This window comes from Prolixibacteraceae bacterium (genome assembly GCA_019720755.1).
GTDB classification, from domain to species: Bacteria; Bacteroidota; Bacteroidia; order Bacteroidales; family Prolixibacteraceae; genus Halosquirtibacter; species Halosquirtibacter laminarini.
In genome coordinates this window covers 2,259,768-2,272,825 of record CP081303.1, presented here as the reverse complement: position 1 = coordinate 2,272,825, position 13,058 = coordinate 2,259,768, and the positions used below count along the sequence as shown (strand labels likewise).

Below are 13,058 nucleotides of genomic sequence, written 5' to 3'. Positions count from 1 at the left end.
ATGTTTGGCTTAACTTTGTATACAAGACCTGATCAATAATCAAAGTTAATTTAATGGCTAGACATAAAGGACATATTACTATACACGATATAGCCCAATCGCTTCAAGTGAGTGCATCCACCGTTTCGAGAGCATTGAAAAATGATAAACGAATAAGTGAGGCTACTCGTAAGAAAGTGAAACAATTTGCTGCAGAGAATGGATATCGACTAAATGTGGTCGCATCTAACTTAAGAAAACAGCGTACCGAGACAATAGGGGTTATTGTACCTCGTATCGATAGACATTTTCTAGCTACAATCATATCATCTATTGAGCTTCATGCACATAACCATGGTTATTCTGTCGTGATCACGCAAAGTAGAGAATCTTCTGATGATGAGGAGAAGGCTGTCCTTACCATGTTTAATCAAAGAGTGGATGGTTTGCTTATTTCGACCTCTTTGGAGACAAAAGGAGAACATAATTTTGATCTTTTTATAAAGAACAATATTCCATTGGTTTTCTTTGATCGTGTCCCCGATGATATCAATTTGAATAGGGTGGTGACAAACGATCGTGCTTCCTCATATAAAGTTACAAGTAGACTACTTCAGAATGGACATAAAAAAATATATTTTGTAAATGGTCCAACTTCTATATTGGTATTTAGAAATCGACTTAAAGGTTTTAAAGAGGCTTTAAATGATCGTGGATTAGAGTGGAATGAACAGATGTATACCGAGTGTGATTTAACCCTGTATTCGGGAAGAAAAATAGCCGAAGATATCCTTAATCGTGGAGATATGCCAGATGCAGTTTACTGTTCTAATGATACAACAGCACTCTGCTTTCTACAAGTGGCACAAGAGAGAGGAATGTCGGTACCTGAAGATTTTTCTCTTCATGGTTTTAGTGACGAACCATTTAGTGCAGTATTGACTCCTAAACTTTCTACGGTTAAACAACCAGGAGAGGAGATGGGGCAAATTGCAGTTGAGCGCCTGCTAGAATTAATAGATAAAAAAGATTTACCTCCTAAGACTTTTGTCATTCCTTCTGTAATTAAAAGCAGGGAGTCTGATTTATAGTTGATTGTAGGGGAATGTATTTTTGTGCTATATCGATAATAATCGTTTTTATTTGAATATGTCAACTTTTATTAATTGTTTGGCTACAATATTTGATTTGTTGAGTCGTTCTTTAATACATGTAAATGCAAAGCATTATTTTGAACCGATATTTATGGAGTTTTGTGGGTAATTGTTTCATGTAAATTAGACGAAATACTCACATATTACATATTCGTAAGAATAATTTGAACAGCATTTACATAAGATTATTGTTTTAACCTCAAATATTAAATAATCTAGAATGTTGGGAATGAAAAAGTGGTATGCTGTCTATGTTAGGTCTCGTTCTGAGAAGAAAGTAGGGGAAGCATTGACTTCAATGGGTATAGAAAACTATATCCCATTGAGAAAAGAGTGGAGACAGTGGAGTGATCGAAAGAAAATTGTTGAAGTCCCTGTTCTTTGTGGATATATTTTCGTGAAAGCTGATTTAAAAGAACGTCTTGAAGTATTAAAATGCAACAATATCGTTGCATTTGTTCGACATAACGGGAAAGATGCTGAAATTAGATCACGTGATATTGATGCATTAAAATGTTTTTTAGAACAGACTGGTGTGTCGGTAGAGCAGACTAGCGAACGAATAATGCTAGGGAGTACTGTGGAAGTGTTAGAAGGTCCTTTTGTTGGATATATTGGTGAAATGGTACGACATAATGGCAAACACAAGGTGATTGTCAGGTTAGAGGCACTCCAAAGTAATATTCTCGTAGAAGTTGAGTTAGAGCATATTATCGAGGCTCAGTCCGTTTGATAGGCAAACTTAAAAGTATATGAGAAAATAATACTACTCATATACTTTTTTGTTTTTACAGAGTTTCTTTGCCATCCCTTTAAATATTATTATGTGAATAGGGTATAGTATCCACCAATACATTCTTCCTAGTAATCCATGTGGATAGAAAATTGCATTTTGTTCGAAAAAATACCTGTTCTCACTTTTTGTTATTCCAAGTCTAAGAATGGCTTCTCCAGGAAGTTTCATCTCTGCCAGAAGTGTTAATCGTCTCAAAGATCTACTAGCTTCTACAACCCTCCAAAAGTCTAATGCTTCCCCCTCTTGGATCTTCGTTTTATTATTTCTTTTTCTATAGCCCACTCCCCCAACTAACTTATCAAAGAAAGCACGTAATTTCCATAATCGAGTTCCATAATACCATCCATTTTCTCCTCCAATAGACCATATTCTATGCAGAATATATTCGATGTCTTTTTCCGGTATCTCTTTGACAAAGTGTTGTATAAAACCTCCATATACTTCATCTTTCTTAACTGCTTGTATCGTTTTATCAATATTATATTGAAGATGTGAATCACTCCATTTAGAGATTACAACATCTTCTTCAAAATGGAATAATGCCCTTTCGATTGCCTCTTTGTAACTTAAACGTTTTAATGGAACGATATTCTCGATATCTCTTTTTTTACAGATTACATCGATCTTCATGCTTTTAACAAGATTCACTGCTAGATTATAACTCGTTGAAGTGACAAAATAGAGCCAATAGGACGAAAGTCGTGGTGTCATGACAGGTAAGGTAAGGATATATCGGTTTAAATTCCTTGCCTCTGCGTATTGTAGCAGCATTTGTTTGTAGGTAAATATTTCTGGTCCACCAATATCGAAGTATGTCGACTTTTCGAAGGACACATCTATTATCTTCGTTAAATAATACAGAACGTCTCTTATTGCAATAGGTTGACATTTTGTATACAACCATCTTGGTGTTACCATGACAGGAAGTTTTTCTACTAGATCTCGTATAATTTCAAATGAGGCACTCCCTGATCCAACAATAATACCTGCTCGTAGTGTGATTGTTGGAATTGGTCCTTGATTAAGACATTTCTCAACAGCATATCTGGACTTAAAGTGAGGAGACAACTCTTGCTCATTATTTACGATACCACTTAGATATATAATTTTTTGTACTGAAAGTTTAGATGCAAGATCAATAAATTTGTGTGCCATTTGTAACTCTAAGGCTCCAAAGTCCTTGTTCCTACTAGACATGGCATGAATCAAAAAGTAAGCTATATCACATTGAATACCTTCTATTTTATTCGGGGTATCTACTAGAAAATCATAATGTATCCATTCTATGGATTTTGTATTATGTTCCTCGAGTATTTTTTCCTTACGTCTATAGGTACATATGAGGTGATGCCCCTGTTTAAGTAGAATTGGGATTAATCTTTTTCCTATATATCCAGTGGCTCCTGTGATTAGTATATGCATATTTGTTGCTTTTGCTCATTTTAACAAGTATATTGGTTAAAAAGTTTTATAGAATGAATGTTGTCATATATCAAGAGTCAGGAGAAAAGAGTGTTTGTGAGTCAGAGTTAATAGAAGATAGATCTCTTGATCAGAATGGAATCCTTCGAGGTCGTATCGAAGAAGCTAAGTTCTATATATATCACCCCAATAATCCAACAACCGATGTAATATTTATATTTCCTGGGGGTGGTTATTCTAAACTCTCAATGATAAAAGAGGGAATGGATATTGCAGTAGATCTTTGTAATCGTGGTGCGATGTCCGTGGTTGTGCAATACCCCATATATTATGGAGACTATCAAAGAATGCTTAGTCAATTTTATGCCCTTCAGTCTAAGCTATTTTATGATCCTCTGTATCGTGGAATAGAACAAAAGAATCTCCATATAATAGGTTTCTCCGCAGGAGGTCATTTTGCATCTATGGTGGCTCATCATGTCGGAAGGGCATATGGTTTTGGAAGTCTTTGTTATTCTACTTTGGGTATCTGTTACTCCGTAGTTTCTCTTTCTGACACATGTCGGGATGTAGGATGTACAAAAGCCTTACTCGGTGAGAGTTTTGATGCTGAGCAAGCTAGAAATATTTCAGTTGAATATCTTGTGGGTCCGAAAACACCTCGCTCTTTTGTGATGTATACTGAGGATGATAGACGTATTTTGCCAGAAAACTCGAAACGATATATTACCTCCTTAAAAGAGAATGATATAGACCATATGGTGAAAGTTTTTGAAGTTGGAGGGCATGGATTTGGTTTAGGATACTCTGATTCTCTGAAATGGGTTGATGGATATTGGCAATGGATAAATATTTTGTAGATCTTAGAAATATTGTGTATCCAAAGAATAATGTATCTAAAAGTTGTTTCGTCATCCGCATTCGTTATTACGATACTAGGGACTTGCTTTGAAGGTTTAAGTCGTAAAGAACTCGTTTGTTTTATCAATATTGTAGACGAGCTATTTGCTTAAAATATTTAAGTTGTTATAATTCTTTTTCTTTATCTATCTGCTACAGATGAATAATATAATAGAAGGTGTTGACTTTTGTTCCACATGGATTAAAGATTTAAATTTGTCTATACTAGAATTAACATCACGAATGCGATTCAGAATCTCCATTTAACAATAACCACTAAAATCTTTAATAATTAAATTCGTCTGACTATTCGAATTAGTGATATAGTATTGTATTCTCACTTTTATTCGGATTATTTACATTACAATTATTTAATGAATTGTAATTTTAAAGTATCAAGATAATGAATAGTATTTTTACTAAAGCCATTTCATTCCTTAAGCATTTGAGATTATTTTTTTAGATACTTCGTGTCTTCTAAATGGGGGGTCATAGATTGTTGTTCTTGGGCTTTATCTGCTCGAGTATATTATTGCTTATAGGTCCTTTATTACTACATTATTAGATGAATATGTTTATTATTCTGAATTGATTGTTACTCGAGAAAGCAATCTTATGTATAAATAAAATCACCAATGAAGAATTTCAATCGGTGATTTATAAATAAGTATCCTGTGAAATAATGATGTTATTTCGATTTATATTTGTCGACGAAGTCAATTACTTTATCACAAAAGAGAACTTCACGGTGCTCCCAAAGAGCATGTCCAGCATTTTTGACAATACACATCTCCTTTTCTGTTTCAGGAGTTGATAGTCTAGAAATAGTATATTCACCCAAAAGATAAGGGCAGGTAAAGTCATAATCTCCGTACATAAATAATGCAGGCGTTTTTATTCTTGCTAACTCTTCATCTGTAAAACTTACAGATGGAGAATAATTTCCATTGCTTTGTACATTTGCCATAATCCCCATTATTGGCCATTCATCTTTGATTGCATATTTCATAAATAGTTTCACTAAATCACTTTCGACACCCATTAATTTTTCTGCCTTTTTAGCTTGATCATTTAGTAAATCTTTTTGATTAGGGTCTGAGACATCACAGTTTGAGCAAAACTTTTGAATATCTTCCCATTCAGGAACTTTGTTTCCTATTGCAATCTGTTCTTTAGAAGTTTTGGATAAATGTTCTAAAATAAATTGTGGTAATTTCTTATTATCATTACAACCTCCTATGTTTATCCATCCGTCAATCATCTCCTGGTTGTCTAATTTTGTTAAAAAGGATGAAGCAATGGAAGCTCCATAACTATGTGACATTATAAATATCTTTGTATTCGTTCCATATCGATAATGCAATACTTGAATTACTTTTTTTAAATCTTCAACAACATTCTCAAATTTTAATTCTGATATATTATTCCCTCCTTGAGAAGCGCCTGCATTTCTTTGATCCCAATATGCCATTGCATATTTGGGCTCTAGTATATGACTAATATAATCGGTATTAAATGCAGCTGAAAATGCCCCTGGTCCTCCATGTATAGTCAGAATTATAGTTTTACTCGAGGTGTTTCCTTCAACCAATACTCGCATTGAAGCATTTTTATTGTCAACAAAAAATGTTTCTGAAACATTATTACTTATCGTGATCTTATCTTTATCACAAGAAACAAATGAGGTAAGAATGATAGCTATTATTATATTTAATCGACTCATGTTATTTAGTTTTCTTTATTGTTCTTGTATCGGTTGATAGAATAGGTAGTCTATAGATAACGCCAATCTCGAGTGTCGGTTTGTACATTGATTTACTACTATAAGGAGTTAGTAAATTCACATTTAATTCTACAAATACTGAAAGAGGTATAGACGGTTTTCTCTTTGAAAAGTCATATCCTAATCCTCCTCCAATATTTAATAAGAAATAATTATACCCTGGATTTGAAACTTCTGTGATTACTCCAGTATTATCTACACTATATGTTTTGCCAGCTAAGAATGTTCGACTGTATCCTGTTTCGATCGAGAATTCTTGAAAAAAACCTTTGTGACCAATTCGTCTTTTTGTATAACCAACGGTCATATATAGATTGGTGTGATAATTATTCTGATTATAGAAACTTACATTGCCTGTTATATAGTTGTTTTTGAGGATTTGTTTTTGTTTACTGCTCTTTTTTATTTTAGTTACCTCCACTTTCCTAAAAGGATACTCTAGTCCAATATGCATCCCATATCCTTTAAGTGAAGATGTATTAAAAGAAACTTTTGTATTCCAATTAGTCGGGGTATATATCTTATCATCTTGACCATAACATAATAATGTTGCCGAGAATAAGATTAAAAGAAAAATGTTTTTTTTCATGCTCTAGCTTTTTTTTACAAAACTATGGGAGTTGTCTAAGGTGAAATTGTAAAAATCGGTACTTTTTGATCTATTCTTAAGAAATTGATTTGGTGTCATTCCTGAGAATAAAGAGAAGTTTTTTATAAAGTGTGATTGATCAAAATAATTGTTTTGTAATCCAATCTCTGTAAGGTTTGTCTCTGGATGGTTCATAATATCCATTACGGAATTATTAAATCGGATAATATTAGAATAAAATTTAGGACTCATCCCAATATAGTGATTGAACATTTTCCGTACCGCACGAGTTGTTATGCAAAGTTCGTGACTCAATAAATCCATTGATATTGAAGGGTTCTTATTAATTATATTCAATGCGTGTGGAAGACGATTATTTACACGCCCTAAGTCAAATTTAATTTTAAGAAAATCTTCGAAAACAAGTATTTTGTCTTTTACTTCTTTTGTATTATTAATTTGTTCAATTAAAAGATTGATCTCATGAGATGAAATAATGGAATCTAATGGAATAAGGCAGTTTGTTAGATTATTCATGGGAATACCCAATATATAATATAAAGCGAATGGATTAAGTTGTACCATAATTGCCTTAAAATGTTTTTTATCTTTTATCCCAATTGGACTAGAACAAGAAATGGAAATAAATGTTTCTGATCTGTTGTTCTTGTCATTTATCGAGACCTCGTCCTCTAATGATATAATAATATTCGTTGTAGCATTAGGAATTAGCCCCATCCATATGTCTGATGTCGATTTTAGATTCGACTCATAATAAGAGAAGTTGACAATAAAATGTTTGAGTTCACGACTTAACGGTCGAAAATATTGTTGAATAATCATATTTAATTTGTTTCTATTCAGGCTTGATATTCAGTATTATATGATTCCCTTATTATTCGATTAAGATATTCTGTCATACGTGTTATTGAAAGTTTTACGAAATGTACGGTAATATATTATTTATGAACAGCCCCATTAATGATACTAAGATACTTCTTCGTTTTATTTTCTAATAGCAAACTGCAAGTTGAAGTTAATGTGATCTATATGCTTTGTGATTATGTTATTTCTTACAAAATGTCTTTTTCGCTTTTATTTATATTATCTCTTGTTTTAAAAAGTTATAGGACCCTTGATGCCATCTAATTAATCGCAATAATTTCAACTAGTTTCCTTTGAAGATAAAAGAAAGGGTTCAGTATAACAAGTACTGAACCCTATTCATGTATCCTATTCTATTTATATAATTGTCTAGATGTCGTGTAAACAATATCTGATAGGAATTTTAATAGTGAAAGCTATTAATTACAGATTCTGTTTCTTCCTTATCGGAATGGATCTATAAAGATTTGTTGTTCCAAGACATTTTACCTCAAACTCCTTGTTGTAGTTCATTATAAATAATGTGTGATTCATAAATCCACCAAACTTAGATATTTTTACGAAATTTGGGTTCATCTGATTCAGTGTTACATTGTTGTCTATCATCATTTGAGGGAAATTGTTTCCATACTTTAACATTGCTTCGCCAAAATAGATTGAGATATCAAAACCTTGGAAGGCAAAGTTATTAGGCTCTGCATAATAATATTTCTTATAATTTTTTATGAATGAAATAGTTTGAGTTGCCTGATAATTAATGTGGTAAGGTGTAAGGTATTTTAAGTTTAGATTATGGAAAACTTCTTCTTTTACACTTCGATATTTAGTCCATTCATTAAATCCAATTACCGTAATATTGAAATCAAGAGCCAATGCATTTAGTTGCCCTAGTGTTTGACTCACTACTGCCTCATTCTTTGATGGCAGGAGAATTACATTAGGCCTTTCTCTTTTAAGGATAAAGCGTAGGCCCTCAATTCCATAAAGATCTAACTTAAATTCAGTGAAGTTTACATCATTTTCGCGATTCACATGTTCTTTAAACATGGCATCTTTAACAGGTGTAACCAACTCTTTTGTTAGAACTTCGTCATTGGTTTTAAAAGCGATTATATTTTGATCTAAGTAGGTGTCAATCACATATTCAGAAGTCATTTTTGCTTTATACGCCGATGATGGATTTACTTGATATAAGTTCTCATACTTCTTGGTGTTTTTATCATTCGAAGAGAGAGGTGATATTACAGGGACATTTTTGTCCTTGATATATTTCATCACCGCTTGTTGTGTATTTGGAAAGATTGGTCCAACAATAAGATCTAAATTGCTGAATATTCCTGTTGCATATAGAGAATCAATACTTTGTGTCTTCTTCTCTGTATCAAACAGATATACCTTAACATTAAGTCCTTTCCTATTTAAAGAATCAATCCCCATCATCATCCCCTCATAGAAAGACAGGAAGTTCTTCGAACGTGAATAGAGGTGAGGAGTCACTTTTGTCGTATCTTTTAGTGACTCAGGGCTATTTGGCTCAAATATTCTGTTATTTAATTGTTTGTTTACTTCAGAATAAATGGGAACCATTACACCTATATTGAATGTTTCTGAGTTTGGATTAATAATAAACTCTTTGGTTGATAGAAAGCTTATCTTATCAATAAGGTAAGAACTTTGTAGTATAGAATCATTAATTCCTGCTTCAAAACTGCTTGCAATCTGTGGCTTAGGAATGATAATCACATCCCCTTTCATCAACCCTTGAACTTTTAGTTTAGGGTTGATCTCTTTTAGCATTCTTACAGTTACTCCATGTTTTTTTGCAATGGTATATAGAGTCTCTTGCGCTTCTACATGGTATTGATAGAAGTTGTCGTTATCCAAAATACGTACCACCTCGTTGGTTGTTCTTCTATATGGTAGACGAATCACAATGCCGGGAATTAAAGCATCATTGAGTATTGGATTATATTGAAGGATCTCACTCTTTGTAACTCCATATTTTTGATCTAATTTCCAATATGTGTCTTTGGTCGATATACGATAATAGAAGTACTTGTTTTCAATTACCTTTTGGGTTGCTTGATCTATTCTTTTCCCTATAACCAAAGGGATTAGAATGGTGTCATTTACCGATATGGAAGTCCCTAAAGAAGGGTTTGATTTCTTTAATTCTGAGAAGGGAATATTGTGCTCTCTTGATATAGAGAATAGTGTTTCTCCATCTGTAACAATGTGTTGCTTGAAATTAGGATTGACCGTCGAAATTTTTGCTTGTGGATTGATAGGGTTTTCTTTCGTATCTTCTTTAATAGGAATCCGAAGCAGGTCTCCTTTTTTAATTACTGCATCCTGATTGATTCCATTGGCTCTCTCAATCTCTTCTACTGTTACTCCATAACTTCTAGCAATAGAGAAGAGAGTCTCTTTTTTATGAACTTTATGGAATCTGATTGAGTCATTATCTTGGCTTAGTTTGTCAAGAACAGACCGCTGTTTTTTTTGCTCTCGTCTGCTTATTGGGATTTTTATATAGCTTTCTGCTTTTAAGCCTTGAGAAGATAAATTTGGGTTTGCACCATATAGTTTTGATGCTTCAATGTTATACTTCTTTTGGATTGAGTAGACTGTCTCCTTTTTCTCTACTCGATGAAGTATATATACTTTTTTACCAATGACAACCTTTGTGTCGTTTTGTGATTGTGCATAAACAACCCCAGTAAAAAAGGTTGTTTGAATTAGAATTATAATAAATAAAAATCTTCTTAGCTTCATCAAAAGTTAAATATGATAGGATCTGATTTATAATAAAAATGTTTGGCCATAAAAAATCACAAAGTACTCTCGTTGTTTATGGCTTCATACAAATGTAAAAAAAGTTGTCTTTAAATGGAGAGTCATTGCTTCATTTATTTGCCTCTATAATGTATTTTACCCCATTCAACCTGTAAAAAGTATACATTGTTGGGTATAGTGTAAGATATTGTTAAGATTAAGATAGTGGATTATTGTTCATCTCTTTTTAACTTTGGGGATAGTTAAAAATAAGACTTAAATATTCTAGATTGTATATCGTTTTATTTTTCTAACGACAATTTTAGTAATGTAATTAATTAACCATATTAAACAAATAATAATGCAAAAGAACATAAGTAGAGTAAGATCGTTTTTTGCGACTTTTGTGATGGTATCTATGTTCGTCTCTTGTGATTCAACCAAAACTACCAATTCGGATGAAGTGGTAGAATCTATGAGCAACTATAAATACATGGATCCATTTATTGGTACAGGCGGTCATGTTCATACCTTCCCTGGTGCTACGTTTCCTTTTGGTATGATTCAACTGAGCCCTGATGCGGATACAAAAGGATGGGATTGGTGTGCTGGATACCACTATTCTGATACAAACATTAAAGGATTTAGTCACAATCACCTTAGTGGAACTGGATGGTCAGATCTTGGAGATATCCTACTGATGCCAGGAACTAATGATTATTATTTGTCAGCTGGACCTAAAACGGATCCAGATAAAGGATGGCGATCTCGTTTCTCTCATGAAAAAGAGAGTGCTTCTCCTGGATATTATGAGGTTGATCTTTTAGATTCGCATGTAAAAGTTGCATTAACGGCAAACCAACGTGTCGGATTTCATAAGTATACCTTCCCTAAAACGAAGGGAAAGAAGTGGGTTGTAATTGACCCTACGAATAAAATCTTTGGAAAGGTATTTTCGACATCCCTTAAAAAAGTAGATAAGAATACGATGCAGGGATTATGTCACTCTACTGGATGGGGTGGAGATCGTAATGTCTATTTTGAAGCTTGGTTTTCTGAATCAATAAAGAAAGTGATTTTTACGGATGGAAAGAGAGAGATCAAAGAGGGGGATCATTTTGATGATCCAAATGCTAGAGCGATTGTATTTTTCGATGAAACGCTTCGAAAGCCTCTTGAGGTGAAGGTCGCACTGTCAGGTGTTAGTCAAGCAGGGGCATCCAATAACTTACTTGTCGGTGGAGGACAACTATCTTTTGATGAAGCAAAGTCAAAAACCGTTAAGGAGTGGCATGATATTAGTCGTGTTATCGAAGTAGAAGGTTGTTCTTTAAATCAGAAAAGAATATTCTATACTGCAATCTATCATAATTTTATAGCTCCGAATCTATGGATGGATGTCGATGGATCGTATGTTGCTGTTGGAAAAACATTACAAGCAAATGGTTTTGTAAACTATAGTACCTTCTCTACTTGGGATACTTTTAGAGCAACATTTCCACTTCTATCTTTAATCCGTCCAAAAGATGTCTCTAATATGGCGAATTCTCTTATATCTAGATACAGAGATGCGAAAGACCATATGCCACTTTGGGAGCTGTTAGGTTATGACAATACATGTATGATTGGCAATCCTGCAGTTATATTTATCTTTGATGCGATACAGCAAGGGGTTCCTAATATTGATAAGGAACAAGCTTTGGAGGCAATGGTGGATCTTGCAACCCATGACAAAATAAGTAGTTCAGATGGTGTTGGAGGAATTGATCTGTATATCAAGAAGGGGTATGTCCCTTCAAATATTCCTGCCAATGTTTCTAAAACATTAGAGTATGCTTATGCTGATTGGTGTATTGCAAAACTTGCAGATGAACTAGGAAAAGAAGATATTGCTTCCACTTACTACAAAAGAGCACAGAACTATCGTAACAATTATAATAAAGAGTTAAACCACTTTTGGCCTAAAAATAGTGATGGCTCTTGGTTCCCTGAGTTTAAATTAAATAGTTGGGCCAAACTAAAACCACACTATATCTCAGGTAATATTTGGGCATACGACTATTTTGTTCCTCACGATATGAAAGGTTTAATTAATCTGAAAGGTGGTTCGAAAGCTTTTGAAGAGGATCTAGATCACCTGTTTAATACACCATTAAACATGGAAGGGGATCAACATGTGGATATTTCTGGCTTTATTGGTGGATATGCTCATGGAGATGAGCCTGGTCATGCCAATGCATATCTATATAATTATGTAGGAGCTTCTTATAAAACACAGAAGTATGTACGCCAAATAATGGATGAGATGTATAAGGATACGCCTGATGGAATGATTAACAATGAAGATTGTGGTCAGATGTCTGCTTGGTATATTTTCAGCTCGATGGGATTCTATCCTGTGACTCCTGGTTCTAATCGTTATATTTTGGGTTCTCCGATATTTGATAGAGTGAAGTGGAATCTTCCTAATGGAAAACATTTTGAAGTGATTGCACATAACCAATCTAATGAGTCTATTTATGTGGATCATGTGCTATTGAATGGAAAACCTTACGATAAGTTGTATATCACTACAAAAGATATTTTATCTGGAGCTAAGCTTGAGTTCTTTATGTCGAAGACTCCTAATGTTGAGTTTGGTAAAGAGCCAACTTCTTGGCCTCAGAACTAATTGTTATAATAAAAAAAGAGTGTCGCGCGACACTCTTTTTTTATTATAACAGCTGATTAAAGCAAATCCCTATGACGAGATCCTACTTGATCAATCTAAAAGGG

9 protein-coding genes are annotated in these 13,058 nt (G+C 33.6%); 4 read left to right on the top strand and 5 right to left on the bottom strand.

Annotated elements, in window-relative coordinates; all coding sequences use genetic code 11:
• Positions 1-53: 53 nt before the first annotated feature.
• Entirely contained in the window at positions 54-1,070 is a 1,017-nt protein-coding gene (locus tag K4L44_08995) for a LacI family transcriptional regulator (protein QZE12725.1), read from the top strand.
• 292 nt (positions 1,071-1,362) lie between these two features.
• Positions 1,363-1,866, top strand: coding sequence for a UpxY family transcription antiterminator (locus K4L44_08990; protein QZE12724.1), 504 nt, complete (start codon positions 1,363-1,365; stop codon positions 1,864-1,866).
• Positions 1,867-1,899: 33 nt separating this feature from the next.
• On the opposite strand, the gene K4L44_08985 is transcribed toward K4L44_08990, so the two are convergent.
• Positions 1,900-3,351: an SDR family oxidoreductase gene (locus K4L44_08985; protein ID QZE12723.1), complete on the bottom strand. Its 1,452-nt coding sequence runs from the start codon at positions 3,349-3,351 to the stop codon at positions 1,900-1,902.
• 53 nt (positions 3,352-3,404) lie between these two features.
• On the opposite strand from K4L44_08985, the gene K4L44_08980 reads away from it, so the two are divergent.
• Positions 3,405-4,211, top strand: coding sequence for a prolyl oligopeptidase family serine peptidase (locus K4L44_08980; GenBank protein QZE12722.1), 807 nt, complete (start codon positions 3,405-3,407; stop codon positions 4,209-4,211).
• A 728-nt stretch (positions 4,212-4,939) separates the two neighbouring features.
• On the opposite strand, the gene K4L44_08975 is transcribed toward K4L44_08980, so the two are convergent.
• From K4L44_08975 to K4L44_08960, 4 genes are all read right to left on the bottom strand, one after another.
• Positions 4,940-5,974 (bottom strand): alpha/beta hydrolase, encoded by a 1,035-nt coding sequence (locus K4L44_08975; GenBank protein ID QZE12721.1) that lies wholly within the window; start codon positions 5,972-5,974, stop codon positions 4,940-4,942.
• A gap of 1 nt (position 5,975) precedes the next feature.
• The gene (locus K4L44_08970; GenBank protein ID QZE12720.1) at positions 5,976-6,623 is read right to left on the bottom strand and encodes a hypothetical protein; all 648 of its coding nucleotides are present in this window, start codon (positions 6,621-6,623) and stop codon (positions 5,976-5,978) included.
• 3 nt (positions 6,624-6,626) lie between these two features.
• Positions 6,627-7,466 carry a helix-turn-helix domain-containing protein gene (locus K4L44_08965; GenBank protein ID QZE12719.1) on the bottom strand — a complete coding sequence of 280 codons (840 nt, stop codon included), beginning with the start codon at positions 7,464-7,466 and terminating at the stop codon, positions 6,627-6,629.
• A gap of 465 nt (positions 7,467-7,931) precedes the next feature.
• Positions 7,932-10,283 (bottom strand): LysM peptidoglycan-binding domain-containing protein, encoded by a 2,352-nt coding sequence (locus tag K4L44_08960; protein QZE12718.1) that lies wholly within the window; start codon positions 10,281-10,283, stop codon positions 7,932-7,934.
• Between the two features lie 361 nt (positions 10,284-10,644).
• Between K4L44_08960 and K4L44_08955 the strand changes: the two genes are divergently transcribed.
• Complete coding sequence (locus tag K4L44_08955; GenBank protein ID QZE12717.1) at positions 10,645-12,954, top strand: GH92 family glycosyl hydrolase; 2,310 nt, start codon at positions 10,645-10,647, stop codon at positions 12,952-12,954.
• Positions 12,955-13,058 lie beyond the last annotated feature (104 nt).